Source organism: Nonomuraea fuscirosea, from assembly GCF_035917475.1.
Classification (GTDB): domain Bacteria; phylum Actinomycetota; class Actinomycetes; order Streptosporangiales; family Streptosporangiaceae; genus Nonomuraea; species Nonomuraea fuscirosea.
Map to the genome: position 1 here is coordinate 3009509 of NZ_CP109074.1, position 18212 is coordinate 3027720.

Sequence of the window (18212 nt, forward strand, 5' to 3'; positions counted from 1 at the left end):
CCCGCACCACCCCCCATTGGAGGTCCTTCGCCATGGGAATAGCCGTATGGGCGCTCATCGCCTACATCGCCATCATCGTCGTCTGGAACGGCGTGCTGAAACGCAACATCGGTGAGGCGATGCTCATCGGTTTCGCCGGCGTGTGCCTCTTCGGCGGCACCAGGTTCTTCGAGCTGGCCTGGGCCGGCCTCGCCGAGGCGTTCGCCGAGGAGGTCGTCTTCGCCGCCCTGGCCTTCGTCTTCATGGGTTACCTGCTCACCAAGCTGGGCCTCATCCAGGAGCAGGTCACCGTGCTGAACTCGGTGTTCGGCCGCCTGCGCGGCGGCGCCGGCTACGTCTCCACCTCCGCCGCCGCCCTTCTCGGCGGCCCCTCAGGCTCGGGGTCGGGCATCTCCGCGTCCGTGGGCTCGGTGACCATCCCGTGGATGATCCGCTCCAACTGGCGCCCCGACCTGGCCGCCTCGCTGGTGGCGGGCAACGCCGGGCTGGGCATCTCGATCCCGCCGAGCTCGTCGATGTTCCTGCTGCTCGGCTCGGCCGCGGTGGCGCCCGTGCTGACCGCCGACCAGCTCTTCGTGCCCGCCCTCGTGGGCGGGTTGTGGACGGTGGCCTACCGGTTCGTCGTGGTGTTCCTGTGGGTGCGCAGGCACCGCATCGCCGCCACCGACGCCTCCGACCTGCTGCCCCTGCGCGCGGCCCTGCGCGCCGGGTGGACGTCGCTGCTGGTGTACGCGGGCATCCTCATCCCGGTGCTGATGACCCTCGACTTCGGCGTGGCGCTGATGGAGTCGCGGGTCGGCGAGGCGGCCGACGACATCAGCATCGTCGTGTGGATCCCGGTGCTGACCGTGCTGGCCACGTTCGCGGTGGCGTGGCGGCGGCTGCCGCGCACCGGCCGCGCGTGGAGCGAGCTGCTCGGCGACATGGCCCCCCGCTACGCCGTCATCGGGGCGACCCTGTTCTTCGCCTTCGCGGCCGCCGCCAGCCTGGGCGAGCTGGGCCTGGTCGACCAGCTGACCGCGATCATGCAGGCCCTGGACGCGCCCGCCTTCGTCATCGCCACGCTCGTCGGGCTGCTGCTCGTCGTCATCGCCGCGCCGCTGACCGGCACCGCGACGATCGCCGCCGTCGGCGGGGTGGCCTTCAGCGCGCTGACCGCGGCCGGGATCGCCCCGGCCGCCGCGGCCACCGCGATCCTGGTCTTCGCCTCGACCGAGGGCGCGTCGCCGCCGGGAGCGGCTCCGATCTACATCGCCAGCGGCATCGCCCAGGTGGACCCGGCCAGGACGTTCGGCCGGCTGATCGTCTGGTTCGTCGTCCCGACCCTGGTCATGGGCGTGCTGATCGCCGTCGGCGCGCTGCCGATCTGAGAGGAGAGCCCGTCATGAAGAGTCTCACCATGGTCCTGTTCAAGATCGGCCTCGTGCTGTTCCTCGTGCTCGGCGTCGCCGTCGTGCTGATCCAGGCGGCCGGGCTGATCGCGGGCAGCTCCGCGCTGGTCTCCGGCGCCGTGTCCGCGCTCGGCATGGCGATGACCGTGTCGGCCGGGGTGACCGGGCTGCTCGGTTTCCTGATGTCGTACCTGTATCACTGGAAGGCCGGCGAGGACTAAGCCTGCGGGCGCCAGCGGGTCGCGAGCTCCGCGTCCGCCGGCGGCGGGCCGGGCAGGTCGCGGTGGGCGGGCGGCACCCGCAGCGCGTCCATCGCCAGCGTGAGATAGCGCTGCCGCAGCTGCGCCGCGCGCTCGTCGCCGCCCAGCTTGATCGAGGCGAGCTGCTCGAACAGCAGCGCGATGTCGGCCGGCGTCACGTCCGGCCGCAGCACGCCCGCCGCCACCGCCCGGCCGTGCGCCTCGACGGCCAGCGCCGAGGCCCTGGCGGCGTCGCGGCCCAGCTCCTCCGTGGGGGTGAACGTGCCGGCCAGCTTGATGGTCAGCGAGCTGCTGTCGGCCTCGACGATGCCGCGCAAGTAAGCGGCGAACGACTCCCACGGGTCGCTCTCGTCGGCCAGCGCCCGCTCGGCGACCTCGATGTAGAGCTTCAGCCCGTCGCCGCACAACTTCTGCAGCAGGGCCTCCTTGCTCGGATAGCGGCGATACAGCGCGCTGATCCCGACGCCCGCCTTCTCGGCCACGGCCGCGATGGGGGCGCCGGGGTCGGCGGTGAAGACGGCTCGCGCGGCCTGGAGGATCAACTCGTCGTTACGCGCGGCCTGCGCCTTGCGGCCGCTCATGGGTGGGCTGCTCATTGATCCAGTGTACGGGAACGTAGGGTTCCGTTCTACTAATGTCGGGCGAAAACCGTTCGCGATCGTTTCATGGCGGCGGCTACCTTCGTGCGGATGAGTGACGTACCCCTGTCCGTGCTGTGGCTGTCCGGGCCGTCGGGCGCCGGGAAGTCCTCGGCGGGCTGGGAGGTGTTCGCCCAGCTCGGCCGCGCGGGCGTCACGGCCGCGTTCGTCGACGGCGACCAGATCGGGCTGTGCTACCCCGACCCCGACGGCGGCCCGCACGCGATCAGGGCGCGCAACCTCGCCGCGATGCTGCCCAACTTCCGGCGTGAGGGCGTGCGCCGCGTCGTGCTGGCGGGCTTCGTGGACACGCGGGACGAGATCGGCGCGTACACGAGCCTCATGCCGGACGTGGCGTTCACGGTGTGCCGGTTGCGGGTGGACGCCAGCGAGCTCGAACGGCGCTTCCTCGGGCGGGGATGGCGGCCCGACCTGGTCGCGCAGACGGTCGCCGAGGCGCTGGCGCAGGACCGTACCGACTACGCCGACCTGTGCGTGGACTCCACCGGCCTGACCGCCGGCGAGACCGCCCGGCTGATCCTGTCCCGCACCGGCGACCGGCCGCACACGACGTCCGGCCCGTCCACGACGTCCGGCCCGTCCACGACGTCCGGCCCGTCCACGACGTCCGGCCCGTCCACGACGTCCGGCCCGTCCACGACGAACGGGCGGAACGAGGCGTCCACGATGGGCGGGCCGGCTCCTGCGGGCGGCTTCGAGGGGCCGGCGGTCGAAGGTGAGCCCGTGCCCGTGCTGTGGTTCTCCGGCGCCACGGGGACGGGCAAGTCCACGGTCGGGTACAAGGTGTTCAGCCAGGTCGTCCGTACCGGCGTGCGCGCCGCGTACGTCGACGTGAAGCAGATCGGCGCGCTGCGACCGGCCCCGCACGACGACCCTGACCTGCGCCGGCTCGTGGCGGGCAACCTCGCCGCCGTCTGGGCCGGGCACCGCGCGGCCGGGGCCCGATGCCTGATCGTCTCCGGCGGACCCGACACCGACGACGTCATCCGCGCCTGCGCAGCCCGGCTGCCCAAGATCGACCTGACCGTGTGCCGCCTGCACGCCGCCCCGGCCACCCTCGCCGAGCGCATCCGCCTGCGGGCGGGCGGGCAGGCGCCGCAGTTGCCGGGCGACGAGCTGAAAGGGCTCGGCCCGCGGGCCCTGGACCGCGTCGCCGAACGGGCCGCGGCCGAGGCGGAGGCGCTGGAACGCGCGGGCTCTGGCGACCTGCGCCTCGAGACCGACGGCCGCGCCGCACAGGAACTCGCCACCTTGGTCCGCGAGCGAGCGCTGCCCTGGTGAGCCGCACTGCTCTGACGAACGTGCGCTGATCCGGTGCGCCGCCCTGTTCCGGTGAGCGGGCCCTGACCTGGTGAACTCCTCTATTCCGACGAGCGCGACTGCCAGGTGGGGCCGCCTCCCGACCTCAGGGCCGACAGGCGGCCGGTGATCTGGCCGATCCGGTAGTAGAGCCACGGCGGGGTGTAGGCGAGCACCCGCGAGTTGCGCTGGTCGAGCAGGGTGATCATCTGGTGTGGCGGGAGGTCGATGTAGCGTGGCAGGTTCTCGTACCACCGGGCGCTGTAGCGCGCGGCCCGCTGCGGGGCGCGGATCACGGACCGGCGTTCGCGTTCGTAACGGGCGAGGGCGCCGGCCAGTCGCGGGTCTCCGTGCAGGGCGTCCACCAGGAAGGCGACGTCGCCCAGCGCCAGGGTGGTGCCCGCGCCGACGGAGTAGTGGGTGGTGTGCGCGGCGTCCCCGAGCAGGACCACGTTGTCGCGGTACCACCTGCGGTTGGTCACGGTGCGGAAGTTCAGCCAGTGGGCGCTGCCGTCGATCTGGGTGCGGCCCATGAGGGAGTGGCCGTCGAGGATGTCGGCGAACAGCTTCTCCATCAGGGCCAGGCTGTCGGCCTCGTTCGCCTCGTGGAAGCCGAGCCCCCGCCACGTCTCCGGCGAGCATTCGACCACGACCGTGCTGCGGTCCTGGTCGTAGCGGTAGCCGTAGCACCAGATCCAGCCGTGCGGGGTCTCGGTGAAGGCGAAGGTGAAGGAGTCGAAGACCTTCGTGGTGCCCAGCCAGACGTACTTGTTGCGCCCGACGGCGATCTCGGTGCCGAAGTGGGCGGCGTGGCGTTCGCGCAGCACGCTGTTGACGCCGTCGCCGGCCACGATCAGGTCGGCGTCGGGGAACTCGCGCTCGTCGGTGACCTCCCGCTCGAACTCGATGCGCACCCCGAGCGCCCGCGCCCGCTCGGTGAAGATGTCGAGCAGCCGCCGCCGGCTGACGCCGGAGCCCTCGTCACCGTGCTCCACCGTGATCGTGGCCCGGTCGTGCAGGTGCACGATCCAGCTGTCCCAGCGGACGGAGCACTCGCTGATGGCGCGGGCGGACTCGGGGTCGACGCCGTGCAGGAAGTGGAACAGCTCGTCCCAGTACGTCACGCCCCAGCCGTACGACGATCCGGCCGGGTTCCGCTCGTAGACGGTGATGTCGTGGGACGGGTCCACCCGCTTCATCAGGATCGAGAAGTACAGGCTGGCGGGTCCGCCGCCGACACAGACGACCTTCACGAGAGCTCCCCCTACTACACGAAACGTCATCAATATGTAACAGAGAGTAGCAGTCGGTGAAGTCAGACAGCCGTTACAGAAGCCGTGTCGCGGGAGGTCAGCCGGTCGCGGGCGTCGGTGCGGAGCCGTTCACGCCGGACGGCCGGGTGCGGGCAGCGCGAAGGCGTTCACGCCGGACGGCCGGGTGCGGGCAGCGCGAAGGCGTTCACGCCGGACGGTCGGATGCGAGCGGCGCGAAGGCGTTCACGCCGGTCAGGTCGGCCGACAGTGGCCACAGGCGGGCCGCCTCCCGCGGGTCCACCGCCCAGCCGGCCACCCCGGCGACCAGCGACGCGCCGGGCGGGAGGGGGTCGGCCACGTCGCCGTCCTCGCAGTAGAGCCCGCCGAGTCCGTCCAACTGGGGTGAGGCGGCCGCCCACACCTGGGTGGCGGCGCCCTCCTGCACGCTCTTCCAGCCGGGGTTGCCGGGCGTGGACTCGATGGTCTTCTTCAGCTCCGCGAAGCGCCGTACGCTGTCGAGGTCGGCCGGCCGCCCGTGACGAGGGCCAGCCGTCCGGACAGGTCGATGCCCTGGAGGGCGTCGGCCGTGGTGCTGCGGACTCCGCGGCCCTAACCGCGTTTGTGCTGTTCAGTGGTCATGCCGGCGACGCTATGACGCGGAGTCGGCTCCAGGTCAAAGGGCGCGCCGGGCGTTGATCAGCGCCTCCACCCCGTCGAGGATCCGCTCCAGCCCGAACTCGTAGCCGAGGCGCCGCTCGTCCTCGGGCACACCGGCCGGATAGTCGAACGCGCCCGCGTCCACGGCGGCGCGCAGGGCCGGCAGCTTCCGGGCGTCCACGCGGGAGCCGAGCAGCGCGCTGTGGGCGGCGATCGACGCGCTGGAGGCGGCCGAGCCGAGGTCGGCGCCCAGCCGGGCGGTGGCGTGCATGTACGTGGCCACCAGCAGGACGACCCCGGCCTTGTCCCGCTCGTCCAGTCCCGTCCCACCGGGCCCCGTTCCGCCGAGCACGGCCAGTGCCCGGTCGGTCCAGGCCAGCTGGTTGGGCGTGGCGGGCGGCCCGGTGATCGGCAGATGCACGATCCACGCGTGGGTGCGCAGCATCTCCCACTGGGCCCGGCACCAGCGGCGCAGCCCGTCGCGCCAGTCGTTACCCGGCTCGTCGAGCGAGGCGGGCACGCCGGCGACTGAGTCGAGCATCAGCAGGAGCAGTTCGTCCTTGTTCTTGACGTGCCGGTAGAGCGACATCGTGGTGAAGCCGAGCCGCGCGGCGACCCGGGCCATCGACACCGCCTCCAGCCCGCCCTCGTCGGCCAGTTCCACGGCCGCCCGCGCGATCCGGGGCAGGCTCAGCCCGATTTTCGGTTCCGGCTCGGGCCGTTCGAGTCGTTCCCAGAGATCCATCCGGCCAGTGTATGTCATAGACTTGGTGTATGACATACACTGCACTGATCGCGGGTGGCGGGATCGCGGGCACGGCGACCGCGATCGCCCTGCGCAAGGCGGGCGTCAACGCCGTGATCTACGAGGCGTACGACAGGACGGCCGACCAGGCGGGCGCCTTCCTGACGCTCGCGCCGAACGCGCTCGACGCCCTGCGCGCGCTCGACCTGGACGTCGGCGGACTCGGCTTCGAGACCCCCGGCATCACGATCGCCAGCGGTTCCGGCAGGCGGCTCGGCGAGCTGTCCTACGCCCACGGCGGTGTGGTGAGCAGGACGGTCAAGCGGGCCGACCTCTACCGGTTCCTGCGCGGGCACGACCTGCGCATCGAGTACGGCAAGCGCCTGACCGCCGCCGCCCACACCCCGGGCGGCGGCGTGCTGGCGACGTTCGCCGACGGCGCCATGGCCGAGGTGGACCTGCTCATCGGCGCCGACGGCCTGCGCTCGGCGGTGCGCCGGCTCATCGACCCGGACGCGCCGGGCGCGCGCTACACCGGCCTGCTCAACGTGGGAGGGTACGCGCGCGGCGTCTCGACCGGCGCGGAACCCGGCATGATGCGGGCCGTCTTCGGCAAGCGCTGCTTCTTCGTCCACACCGCTCACCCGGGGGGCGAGGTGTGGTGGGCCGCCAACCCCGCGCAACCCGTCGAACTCGGCCCCGCCGAGCTGGCCGCGATCACCGCGCGGGAGTGGCGGGACCGGCTGAGCGAGCTGTTCAGGAACGACCGGAGCCCCGCCCTTGACATCATCGCGGCGACCGATGAGATTCTCGCGGGCTGGAACTCCTATGAGGTGCCGCGCGTGCCGAGCTGGCACCGCGGCCGGATGGTCGTCATCGGCGACGCCGCCCACGCCACCGCGCCGTCGATCGGGCAGGGCGCGGCGATGGCCGTCGAGGACGCCGTGGTCCTGGCCAAGTGCCTGCGCGACGGCCCGGGGGTGGAGGCGGCGTTCGTGGCGTACGAGCGGCTGCGCCGGGGCCGGGTCGAGCGCGTCGTCGAGCAGGGCAACCGTACCGGCGGCTGGAAGGCGCTCAGCCCGCTCGCCAGGGTGCCCCGCGACCTGGTCATGAGCCTGGGCATGAAGCTGGCGGCCAGGACCGGAGCCGACCCCAGCCGCTGGATCTACGAGCACCACCTCGAATGGGAGGAGCCGGTCGGCGAGCCTGTCTGAGCGCCCGGGCGATCTGGGTCAGGGCCGCCGGGGCGGGGCCGTGCTGGCGCGGATCACCAGGCGGGTCGGGACGAGGTCGGTGCCGGGGCGGGACGCCTCGTTCTCGCGGATCTGCGCCAGGGCCCGCTGCACGCACCGCCGCCCGACCTCGGCGAAGTCCTGGTGCACGGTGGTCAGCGGCGGGACGAAGAAGGCGGAGTCGGAAATGTCGTCGAAACCCACCACGCTGATGTCGCCGGGCACGGCCCGCCCGCGTTCGTGGAAGGCGCGCAGCAGCCCCAGAGCCATCTGGTCGTTGGCGGCGAAGACCGCCGTGCACGAGGGCTCGTCGGCCAGGGTGAGCCCGGCGGCGTAGCCGGACCCGGCCGACCAGTCGCCGTGCAGCGGCTCGGGCACCGGTCGCCCGGCCTCCCGGAGGGTGTCGCGCCAGGCCTGGGCCCGGCGCTGGCTCGCGTACGACGTCCGCGGCCCCGTCACGTGCCAGACGGTCCGGTGCCCCAGGCCGAGCAGGTGGTGCACGGCCCGCCGCGCCCCGTCGGCCTGGTCGGTGTCGACCACGCTGTAGCGGTCGCCGGCGTCGGAGTCGACGACCACGGCGTGCACACCTGGCGGCAGCGTGACGGTGCCGGCGTCGAGCAGGTGGACCTCGATGATGACGATGACCGCGTCCACGGCCAGCTCGCCCATCCGGGTGAACGCCCCCAGCACGTTGTCCTGGGTCGGCACGTCGATGGGCGTCAGCGTGATCGCGTAGCCCTCGGCGGCGGCGTGGGTGGCGATGGCCTCGACGGTGCGGCTGTTGCCGGTCGAGGACAGCCCGAAGAGGATGACGCCGATGGTGTTGAACTGGCCGTAACGCAACGCGCGGGCGGCGCTGTTGGGCCGGTAGCCCAGCTCGCGCATCGCCTTGAGCACCTGCTCGCGGGTGGAGTCGATCACGCCGGGATGACCGTTGGAGACGCGGGAGACCGTCTGCGAGGAGACCCCCGCCCGCTGGGCGACGTCGGCCATGGAGACCCGCTGCTTGCGCCGCCCGCCGGGGACGCCGGAGCCACCGCGCTGCGCGCTGCCGGTTCCCGGCTCGGGGCCGGGATCCTGGTCCTGCCCGGTCGTCACTGCCATCGTCCGCCTGCCTCCGCAACGAGCATCCCGGGGGGTGCCTTGACCGGCCCGTACGGCCGGTGCCACGATACCGCAACAGAAGTTTACGTAAACATAACTGTGGGACACCCCACGGCGACCCTCGGTCAGCGGCCATCCCACGCCTCCCCCCGCAGTAGGTGTTTGCGTTGACAAAAGCGGCGAGTGAGGAGTGCACGGGTGGTCGCAACAGTGCCCAGGGCGCGTCGGTCCTGGGCGGGCTGGCGGTTCGTCGGACCCTTCATGGCGGTGTTCGCGCTCGTCTTCCTGGCGCCGATCGCGTACTCGATCTATCTGAGCCTGTTCAGGACCCAGCTGATCGGCGGCACCGCCTTCGTCGGCGCGGACAACTACCTCAAGGCGCTGGCCGACCCGCTGTTCTGGTCGGCCTTCGGCAACGTGGCGGTCTTCCTGGTGGTGCAGGTCCCGATCATGCTGTTCCTGGCGCTGCTGGTGGCGCTGGCCATCGACAGCGGCCGGCTGTACGGGGCGAGCTTCTTCCGTATCGCGGTGTTCCTGCCCTACGCCGTCCCCGCCGTCGTGGCCACGCTGATGTGGGCCTTCATGTACGGCACCCGCTTCGGCCTCGTCGCCAACCTCAGCGACCTCCTCGGCGTGCGGCTGCCCGACCCGCTGTCGGCCGATCTGATCCTGGCCTCGCTCGGCAACGTCGTGACCTGGGAGTTCGTCGGCTACAACATGCTGATCCTGTATTCGGCCCTGCGCGTGGTCAACCCGTCGCTGTACGAGGCCGCGGAGATCGACGGCGCCGGCCAGTTCCGGATCATCGTCGCGATCAAGCTGCCCGCCCTGCGCGGCGCCCTGCTGATCGCCACGATCTTCTCCATCATCGGCAGCTTCCAGCTCTTCAACGAGCCCGCGATCCTGAAGAACCTGGCGCCGAACGCGATCACGTCCTCCTTCACGCCCAACTACTACGCCTACACGCTGTCCTTCGCCGGCCAGCAGTACAACTACTCGGCCACCGTCGCGATCGTCATGGGCGTGATCACGATGATCATCGCCTACGCCGTCCAGCTGCGCGGCATGCGCAAGGAGGTCTGACCGTGACCGCCACCACCCGCGGCCCGCTGGTGATCCGCCACCGCCGTCCCTCGCCGCGCCGCCGGCGCAGCGTCACGCTGACGGTGCTGACCTCGATCATGCTGATCTACACGCTGCTCCCGCTGGCGTGGCTGGCGATCAACGCCTCCAAGACGCAGGAGGGGCTGCTCAACTCCTTCGGCCTGTGGTTCGACGACGACTTCGCGCTGTTCTCCAACATCGCCGCCGCCTTCAGCTACGACGGCGGCATATTCACCCGCTGGCTGCTCAACACCCTGCTCTACGTGGTCGCCGGCGCGGGCGGCGCGACGCTGCTGGCCACGATCGGCGGCTACGGCCTGGCGAAGTTCGACTTCCCCGGCAAGACCGCCGTCTTCGCCGTCGTGATCGGCGCGGTCGCGGTGCCCGCGACGGCGCTGGCCGTGCCGACGTTCCTGATGTTCTCCAGCCTCGGCCTGACCAACACGCCGTGGGCGGTCATCATCCCGTCGCTGGTGTCGCCGTTCGGCCTCTACCTCATGTGGACCTTCGCCGTCGACGCCGTGCCGAGGGAGATCCTCGAGTCGGCCCGGATGGACGGCGCGCGGGAGTTCCAGATCTTCTTCCGCATCAGCCTGCCGCTGCTGGCCCCCGGGATCGTCACCGTGCTGCTGTTCACCGTGGTCGCGACCTGGAACAACTACTTCCTGCCGCTGATCATGCTGAAGGACCCCGGCTGGTATCCGCTGACCCTGGGCCTCAGCGCCTGGAACGCCCAGGCGACCACCGCGGGCGGCGAAGCGATCTTCAACCTCGTGATCACCGGTTCCCTGCTCACCATCGTCCCGCTGATCGTGGCGTTCCTGCTGCTCCAGCGGTACTGGCAGTCGGGCCTGGCCGCCGGGAGCGTCAAGGAGTGACCGGCGCCGCATCTCCACGAAAGGGACAACCATGACGATAACCCGCCGCCGCGCTCTCCTAGCGGGCGCGGCCCTGTCGGTATCGCTGATCGCCACGGCCTGCGGCTCGCCGGGAGACGGCGGGCAGGGCGCGGCCCCGGCCCAGAGCACGTCGGCCACCGACCAGGAGGCCGCGCTGAACGCCGGCGGCACGATCACGGTCTGGGCCTGGGAGCCGACGCTCAAGCAGGTCGTCACCGGCTTCCAGGCCAAGTACCCGAAGGTCAAGGTCAACCTGGTCAACGCCGGCACCGGCGACGACCAGTACACCGCGCTGCAGAACGCGATCAAGGCCGGCTCCGGCGTCCCCGACGTCGCGCAGATCGAGTACTACGCCCTGCCGCAGTTCGCGCTGTCGAAGTCGGTCACCGACCTGACGCCCTTCGGCGCGGACAAGCTCGAAGGCACCTTCACCCCCGGCCCGTGGAACTCGGTCCGCTCCGGCACCGGCATCTACGGCCTGCCCATGGACTCCGGCCCGATGGCCCTGTTCTACAACAAGGACGTCTTCGACAAGCACGACATCAAGGTGCCGGAGACCTGGGAGGAGTACATCGAGGCGGCCAGGAAGCTGCACAAGGCCGACCCGAAGGCGTACATCACCAGCGACACCGGCGACGCCGGCTTCACCACCAGCATGATCTGGCAGGCCGGCGGCAAGCCGTACCAGGTCGACGGGACCAAGGTCGCGATCGACTTCGCCGACGAGGGCACCAAGAAGTTCACCGCCGCCTGGCAGCAGCTCATCTCGGAGAAGCTGCTCGCGCCGATCAACGGGTGGAGCGACGAGTGGTACAAGGGCCTGGGTGACGGCACCATCGCCACGCTCGTGATCGGCGCCTGGATGCCGGCCAACTTCGAGAGCGGCGTCAAGGCGGCGTCCGGCAAGTGGCGCGTCGCGCCGATGCCGCAGTGGGAGAGCGGCGGCAAGGCCACCTCCGAGAACGGCGGCAGCTCGCTGGCCGTCCCCGAGGCGAGCGCCAACAAGGCCCTGGCCTACGCGTTCATGAAGTACGCCGGCGTCGACGAGGGCGTCCAGACCCGCCTGGACGCGGGCGCGTTCCCCGCCACGACCGCGCACCTCAACGCGGCGGCGTTCAAGGACAAGAAGTTCCCCTACTTCGGCGACCAGCAGGTCAACCAGGTGCTCGCCGAGGCCGCCGCCCAGGTCGTGCCCGGCTGGTCGTACCTGCCGTACCAGGTGTACGCCAACAGCGTCTTCAACGACAGCGTCGGCAAGGCCTACATCTCCTCGACCACGCTGGACGACGGGCTCAAGGCGTGGCAGGACGCCTCCGTCAAGTACGGGCAGGAGCAGGGCTTCAGCGTGCAGTAAGAGCCACGGCCGTGCCCGGAGGGACCCCCGGGCACGGCCGTCGTCTCACCCGCTGGTCAGGTCCAGCCGTACCCTGGCCAGCCACGACCCCCAGCCGTCCTGCGGCCGGCTGTCGCGGACGCGCAGGAAGAAGCCGCGGCTGTCACCCCGCACCTCGCGCAGGTCGAGCGCGCGCTCCTCGCGGTTGGACAGATCACGTACGTTCTCCTCCTCCCGCAGCACCGTCCGCCAGGTCTGGCCGTCGGCCGAGACCTCGACCAGGAACTGGTTGCCGATGTCCAGCGTCAGCGTGCCCCCGGTCACCCGGGCCGGCAGCTCGAACCGGTAGACGGCCGCCGCGTCGCCGTCGGTGAAGCGGGCCCGCCCGTCGTGCACCTCGCCGTCGAGCTGGGAGCCGCCCTCGTCCAGCAGCCAGGGCTCCTCCGCCGGGGTGCCCGGCGTGAACTGCACGGTGTCGCCGACGACGGTGACCGTCACCCGCTCCGCGGTCGTCCCCAGGGCGGAGACCGCCGACAGCAGCACCGGATGGGATCCGGGACCGGCCGCCGCCGGCACCGCCACCTGGAACTCCACCGTCCTGGACGCGCCCGGCGCGAGCAGGCCGAAGTCCGCCGACGCCGGCTGGACGCTCCAGCCCTGCGGCACCGCCGCGGTCAGCGAGCCGGTGACGGGCCGCTCGGCGTGGTTGGACACCTTCGCGGTCAGCGTGACGCTCTCGCCGGGCGAGGCGAAGGCGCCGCCGGCCTCGACGACCACCGGAGAGGTGGACGGCGCCGCCGCGGCGAGCAGCTCGATCTCCGACAGCGACGTCCCGCCGGTGAACGTGATCCGGTAGTGCGCGTACGCGCCCGGCCTGGCCACCTTGAACGGCCGGGTCTGCCGCCGCCACGGGAAGCTCTCGCCGCTCCGCTCGTCCAGCACCTTCCACTTCTCGCCGTCGGCGGAGCCTTCGAGCACCCAGCCCGTCGGATCCTCCTCGGGCCCGCCGGACCCCGAGGTGAGCGTGTAGTGGCTCACCCGCCGGTCGCCGTCGAAGCGGTAGCCGACCCACGCGGGCAGCGCCGCCCGGGTCGCCGAGTCGTCGTCGAACAGCGCGCTCACGTCCGCGCCGCCGGCCGCCGACGCGGTGCCGCGCCCCGGCCCGGTGGCGTCACGCAGCGGCGCGGGCACCCGGTCGTCGTGGGTGATCGACGGTGGCGCCGCGTCCGGGCCGGTGCCCCAGCGCGACGGCCGCGGCCCCATCTCGAACTCCAGCTCGCCGCCCTCGGCGATCAGGTCGTGCGGCAGGTACGTCTTCCCGTACGGCCTGCCGTTGACCTTGAGCCCCTGCACGTACACGTTGCGCGCGCTGTTGCCCTTCGCCCTGATCACCAGCTTCCTGCCGTTCTCCAGGCGCACGGTCGCCTTCTCGAACAGCGGCGAGCCGATCGCGTAGTACGGGCTGCCCATCTGCAGCGGATAGAAGCCGAGCGCGCTGAAGACCTGCCAGGCCGACATCTCCCCGTTGTCCTCGTCGCCCGGATAACCCTGGCCGATCTCGCTGCCCAGGTAGAGCCGCGACAGCGCCTCCCGCACCTTGGCCTGGGTCTTCCACGGCCGGCCGGCGTAGTCGTACATGTAGGCGATGTGGTGCGAGGGCTGGTTGCTGTGGCCGTACTGGCCCATGCGCACGTCCCTGGCCTCGGTCATCTCGTGGATGATCCCGTTGTACGAGCCCGGTGACAGCGCCTTCTCCGGGGTGGCGAAGAAGGCGTCCAGCTTGGCCGCCAGCTCGTCCGCGCCGCCGTACAGGTTGGCCAGGCCGCGGCCGTCCTGCGGGGCGTGGAAGGCCATGTTCCAGCCGTTGGTCTCGGTGTAGTCGTAACCCCACAGGCCCGGGTCGTAGGCGGCCGGCTTGCGGCGGAAGGAGCCGTCGGCGTTCCTGCCCTGGAAGAAGCGGACCGCCGGGTCGAACATGTGCACGTAGTTGCGCGCCCGGTCGCGGAAGTACTCGTACTCCTCCAGGTAGCGGGCCCTCTTCACGCCCGTCGAGCGCCCGGCCAGCGCCTTGGCCATGTTCGCCAGGCCGAAGTCGTTGATGTAGCCGTCCATGGCCCACGACATGGCCTCGCCCGTGGACTGGATGCTGGTGTAGCCGAGGAAGAGGGAGGTCGACAGGCCCTTGCGGCCCACGTGGCGGGTGGGCGGGGCGACGGTGGCGTTCTTCAGCGCCGCCTCGTACGCCTTCTCCGGGTCGAACCCGGTGATGCCCTTGAGGTAGGCGTCGGCGAAGGCCACGTCGGAGCTCGTCCCGACCATCAGGTCGGCGTAGCCGGGCGAGGACCAGCGGGCGATCCAGCCGCCGTCCTCGTACTGGCGCACGAACCCGTCCACCATCTCACCCGCCGCGCGTGGCGTGAGCAGCGCGTACGCCGGCCACGTGGTGCGATAGGTGTCCCAGAAGCCGTTGTTGACGTACACCTTTCCGTCGGCCACCCGCGTGACCGGCGGCGTCTCGGTCGACGACTGCACGGCGTGCCGGTAGACCGGCGCGCCGGCGGTGCCGGTGTTCTCGAAGGCGGAGTTCGGATACAGGAACAGACGGTAGAGATTGGAGTAGAGCGTGACGAGCTGGTCGCGGCTCGCGCCCTCGACCTCGATCACGCCGAGCTTGGCGTCCCAGGCGCGGCGCGCCCGCTCGCTGACCGTCTCCACCGTGTCGGAGGCCGAGACCTCCAGCTCCAGGTTCTTCTTCGCCTGCTCCACGCTGATCAGCGAGGAGGCGATGCGCATGTTCACCGTGCGTGCGGAGCCCGCGTCGAAGGACAGGTAGCCGAGCACGTCGTCGCGGCCCTGGCCGGTCAGCTTGCCGCCGCCGGTGACCGGGCGGTCGAAGACGGCGTAGAAGTACATGCGCGTGGCCCCGGTGGACAGGTCGCTGCGCACGTCGGAGTGGCCGGTCACGACGCCGCCGGACACGTCGAGGCTCAGCCCGCCGTCGTTGCTGACGTTGTCGAAGACGAGCTTCGCGGCGGTGCCGGGGAAGGTGAAGCGGGCCAGCGCCGCGTGGTCGGCCGGCGCGATCTCCGTCTTCAGCCCGTTGTCGAACGTCACCGCGTACAGGTGCGGCTGCGCCACCTCACGCTCGTGGCGGAAGGCCAGCGCCCGGCCGGTCCGCGACGGATCGGGCACTCCCTCGGCCGCCGACGGCATGAACTGGAACGTCTGCCGGTCGCCCATCCACGGGCTGGGCTCGTGGCTGGCGGTGAACGCCTGGATCTCGGGCAGGTTGGCGGCGTTGTTGGCGCGGTGGTACTCGTACAGCCATCTGATCGAGCTCGCGTCCGTCATCGGGGTCCAGAAGTTGAACCCGTGCGGCACCGCCGTGGCGGGGAAGTTGTTGCCGCGCGAGAAGCCGCCGGTCGAATGGGTGCCCCGGGTGGTCACCACGTACTGCGAAGGGCCGGACCTGTGCTCGCCGCGCCCCTCGTACGGCTGCCGCCGCCGCTCGGAGACGATCTTGATGTCGTCCACCCAGCCGCGGAACCCGGCCATCCCGGCCGGGCTGTCGTAGGCCACCAGGATGCGCTTGATCCGCTTGCCCCCGGCCACCTCGCCGATCCGGGACAGCTTGTAGTTCCACTGGTCGGCGTAGAGCGTCTTGGACTCGCCCTGCTCGCGCGGCGCCAGCCGGACGCCGTGCTGGTCGACCGCCTTCAGGCCGCTGAGGTGGGTGCCGTCGGAGAAGACCAGGTCCACCGAGACGTACGTGCTGGGGTAGCGCAGGTCGGCCGCGGTGAACTCGGGGAAGACCACGTACGACAGCTCCGTCGTGGCCGTGACCGGGATGTCCACCTCGAACACCTTGTTCGTGGCCCGGCCGCCCTTGTCCGAGGTGGTGCCGCCCGCGTACTGCAGGGCGCGCAGGCCGGAGAACCCGGCGCGCGGCTTGGACACGTGGCCGCCGTGCGGCCCGTCGCCCACCTGGGTGCGCATCGCGCTGGGCGGCTTGGGGCCGGTGCTGCCGTCCGACAGCTCCCATTCGGCCAGTTGCAGCGTGGAGCCCGCGCCGATGCGGGTGACGTTGAGCCGGTAGTGCGGGTAGGCGGTCGTGCCGGCGAAGCGGTACTCCTTGCGCTGCAGGCGCGCGCCGAACGTCTCGCCGGTCCTGGTGTCGAGCGTCACCCAGGTGCGGCCGTCGGGGGAGCCCTGCAGCTCCCAGTCGCGCGGATCGCGCTCGGGGACGTCGCCCGCCGAGGTCAGCGCGTAGTGGACGACCGTGACCGGCTCGGACAGGGTGTACTGGACCCAGCCGGTGGCGGCGAAGACCAGCCACTTGGTGCCGGCGTCGGTGTCGGCGAGGTTCTCCTTCGTCTCGCCGCCGCCGATGTTCTCGCCGCTGGCCGAGATCGCGGTGATCTTGTCGGAGAGGGTGCCCTCGATGCCGCCGGGCAGCCAGCCGGTGATGTCACGGGACTTCTCGGAGGTGTTGACCCAGGTCGGCTGCGGATCGCCGGGCTCGAAGGAGGAGGCGAAGGCGGCGCCCTCGGCCTTGGCCAGACTCTGGCCGTCGCGGGCCGCCCTGCTCACCTCCCCGGCGGGCGCGGCGGGTTCGGCCGGCTTCGGATCGGGCGGCGGGCTGTAGGAGGGGCCTGGGGACGGGGTGCCCGTGGGGCCGGGATTCGGAATGGGAGTCGGGCCTTTCTGCGCGGTGAGCGCCGCGGTGGCGGGAGCGGCGAGAGCGAGGGCGATGAGGGGGGATAAGAGTGCGGTCAGGACGGATCTTTTCATCGGGGACCTCTCGTACGGTTCAGCGGCCAGTAAGAACATGACAACGTTGTCAACCCCGATCTGCATAGAACCTCGCAAACCCAACTCACCGTGTCAAGACAGCGCTGTCAGCTCCCTCACCCCGCCACCGCCCGACCGTGCGGGTCTGTCACCGGATAACGGTCGAAAACCTGCGCTGGACCAGGCGATTCAGCCGGAGGCACGATCGGCGCATGTCACCTCTGATCCGCTATTCGGGCGAGTTCTCCCCGGACGTGATCGCCCGCGCCTCCGGCTCCTGGCTGGAGACCGTGGACGGGCGCCGCCTGCTCGACTTCACCTCCGGGCAGATCTGCGCCACCATCGGCCACAACCATCCCCGCATCGCCGAGGCGATCCGCCGCTCCCTCGACACCGCGATCCACCTCAACTCCCGGTTCCTGTCGCCGCCGGTGCTGGAGCTCGCCGAGCGGCTGGCCGGCCTGCTGCCGCCGGGGCTCGACCACTCGATGTTCGTCAGCACCGGGGGAGAGGCGAACGAGGGCGCCGTCCGCATCGCCAAACTCGTCACCGGCGGGTTCGAGGTCGTAGCGCTGACCAGGAGCTGGCACGGTATGACCGCCGGCAGCCAGGCACTGACCTTCTCCGCCGGGCGGCGCGGCCACGGCCCGACCGTCCCCGGCGTCTTCACCGTCCCGGCCCCGTACTCCTACCGCTGCCCGATCCGGCACTGCGCGGACACCTGCGACATGACCTGCCTGGAGGTCGGCTTCGAGCTGTACGACGAGCAGACCACCGGCGCCCGCGCCGCCGTCATCGCCGAGCCCGTGCTGTCGTCCGGCGGGGTCGTGGTGCCGCCGCCCGGCTACCTGGCCAGGCTGGCCGAGCTGGCCCGCGAGCGCGGCATGCTGTTCATCCTGGACGAGGCGCAGACCGGGTTCGGCCGGCTCGGCGCCATGTTCGGGATGGACCTGGCCGGCGTCGTGCCCGACCTCGTGACGCTGTCCAAGACGTTCGGCGGCGGCCTGCCGATCGGCGCCGTCACCACCACGGCCGCCATCGAGGAGGCCGCCTACGAGCGCGGGCTGATGTACTTCACCTCCCACCAGTCCGACCCGCTCCCGGCCGCCGCCGCCCTCGCCGTGATCGACCTGGTCGTGGCCGACGACCTCCCCGCCCGCGCCGCCAAGGCGGGCGAACGGCTCGGCGGCCGGCTGCGGGAGCTGGGGGAGCGGCACGAGGCCATCGGCGAGGTACGCGGGCTCGGCCTGCTGTGGGGCGTGGAGCTGGTCGAGGACCGGGAGAGCAGGGAACCGGCCGCCGAACTCGGCGACGCCCTGACCGACGCCTGCCTGTCCTGCGGCCTGTCGCTGAACATCACCAAGGGCCGGGCCGCCGGATCCACCGCCTGCCTGCGCATCGCCCCGCCGCTGACGGTGAGCGACGACGAGATCGACACGGCCGCCGAGATCATCGACGACGCGCTGACGGGCCTGGGCAGGTGAC

14 protein-coding genes are annotated in these 18212 nt (G+C 71.4%); 8 read left to right on the forward strand and 6 right to left on the reverse strand.

Features of this window, described 5'->3' with window-relative positions; all coding sequences use genetic code 11:
• Positions 1-32 precede the first annotated feature (32 nt).
• Together OIE67_RS13535 and OIE67_RS13540 are read left to right on the forward strand one after the other, a co-directional pair.
• Complete coding sequence (locus tag OIE67_RS13535; protein WP_326640082.1) at positions 33-1370, forward strand: TRAP transporter large permease subunit; 1338 nt, start codon at positions 33-35, stop codon at positions 1368-1370.
• Between the two features lie 14 nt (positions 1371-1384).
• The gene (locus OIE67_RS13540) at positions 1385-1612 is read left to right on the forward strand and encodes a hypothetical protein (protein WP_106250017.1); all 228 of its coding nucleotides are present in this window, start codon (positions 1385-1387) and stop codon (positions 1610-1612) included.
• Here OIE67_RS13540 and OIE67_RS13545 read toward each other — a convergent pair.
• The gene (locus tag OIE67_RS13545; protein ID WP_326640087.1) at positions 1609-2247 is read right to left on the reverse strand and encodes a TetR/AcrR family transcriptional regulator; all 639 of its coding nucleotides are present in this window, start codon (positions 2245-2247) and stop codon (positions 1609-1611) included. The two genes, OIE67_RS13540 and OIE67_RS13545, sit on opposite strands and share 4 nt — an antisense overlap.
• A 93-nt stretch (positions 2248-2340) precedes the next feature.
• Between OIE67_RS13545 and OIE67_RS13550 the strand changes: the two genes are divergently transcribed.
• Positions 2341-3591 carry a hypothetical protein gene (locus OIE67_RS13550; RefSeq protein ID WP_326640088.1) on the forward strand — a complete coding sequence of 417 codons (1251 nt, stop codon included), beginning with the start codon at positions 2341-2343 and terminating at the stop codon, positions 3589-3591.
• An 80-nt stretch (positions 3592-3671) separates the two neighbouring features.
• Here OIE67_RS13550 and OIE67_RS13555 read toward each other — a convergent pair whose 3' ends face one another.
• From OIE67_RS13555 to OIE67_RS13565, 3 genes are all read right to left on the reverse strand, one after another.
• The gene (locus OIE67_RS13555) at positions 3672-4862 is read right to left on the reverse strand and encodes an FAD-dependent monooxygenase (protein WP_326640090.1); all 1191 of its coding nucleotides are present in this window, start codon (positions 4860-4862) and stop codon (positions 3672-3674) included.
• Between the two features lie 205 nt (positions 4863-5067).
• A complete protein-coding gene (locus tag OIE67_RS13560; RefSeq protein WP_326640092.1) occupies positions 5068-5307 on the reverse strand; it encodes an SDR family NAD(P)-dependent oxidoreductase in 240 nt (79 codons plus the stop codon).
• Positions 5308-5535: 228 nt separating this feature from the next.
• Complete coding sequence (locus OIE67_RS13565) at positions 5536-6264, reverse strand: TetR/AcrR family transcriptional regulator (protein WP_326640094.1); 729 nt, start codon at positions 6262-6264, stop codon at positions 5536-5538.
• 29 nt (positions 6265-6293) lie between these two features.
• Between OIE67_RS13565 and OIE67_RS13570 the strand changes: the two genes are divergently transcribed.
• Entirely contained in the window at positions 6294-7478 is a 1185-nt protein-coding gene (locus OIE67_RS13570; RefSeq protein WP_326640096.1) for an FAD-dependent monooxygenase, read from the forward strand.
• Between the two features lie 18 nt (positions 7479-7496).
• Here the strand turns inward: OIE67_RS13570 and OIE67_RS13575 are convergent, their stop codons facing one another.
• Complete coding sequence (locus tag OIE67_RS13575; protein ID WP_326640097.1) at positions 7497-8600, reverse strand: LacI family DNA-binding transcriptional regulator; 1104 nt, start codon at positions 8598-8600, stop codon at positions 7497-7499.
• Positions 8601-8798: 198 nt separating this feature from the next.
• On the opposite strand from OIE67_RS13575, the gene OIE67_RS13580 reads away from it, so the two are divergent.
• Genes OIE67_RS13580 through OIE67_RS13590 form a run of 3 tightly spaced genes read left to right on the forward strand, consistent with a single transcriptional unit; the run spans position 8799 to position 11957 of the window.
• A complete protein-coding gene (locus tag OIE67_RS13580; protein ID WP_326640099.1) occupies positions 8799-9683 on the forward strand; it encodes a carbohydrate ABC transporter permease in 885 nt (294 codons plus the stop codon).
• 2 nt (positions 9684-9685) lie between these two features.
• Positions 9686-10582: a carbohydrate ABC transporter permease gene (locus tag OIE67_RS13585; protein WP_326640101.1), complete on the forward strand. Its 897-nt coding sequence runs from the start codon at positions 9686-9688 to the stop codon at positions 10580-10582.
• Positions 10583-10613: 31 nt separating this feature from the next.
• Complete coding sequence (locus tag OIE67_RS13590; RefSeq protein WP_326640103.1) at positions 10614-11957, forward strand: ABC transporter substrate-binding protein; 1344 nt, start codon at positions 10614-10616, stop codon at positions 11955-11957.
• A 45-nt stretch (positions 11958-12002) separates the two neighbouring features.
• On the opposite strand, the gene OIE67_RS13595 is transcribed toward OIE67_RS13590, so the two are convergent.
• Positions 12003-16727 carry a GH92 family glycosyl hydrolase gene (locus OIE67_RS13595; RefSeq protein WP_326640105.1) on the reverse strand — a complete coding sequence of 1575 codons (4725 nt, stop codon included), beginning with the start codon at positions 16725-16727 and terminating at the stop codon, positions 12003-12005.
• A gap of 212 nt (positions 16728-16939) precedes the next feature.
• On the opposite strand from OIE67_RS13595, the gene OIE67_RS13600 reads away from it, so the two are divergent.
• The gene (locus OIE67_RS13600; RefSeq protein ID WP_326640107.1) at positions 16940-18211 is read left to right on the forward strand and encodes an aspartate aminotransferase family protein; all 1272 of its coding nucleotides are present in this window, start codon (positions 16940-16942) and stop codon (positions 18209-18211) included.
• The last annotated feature ends 1 nt before the right edge of the window (position 18212 follow it).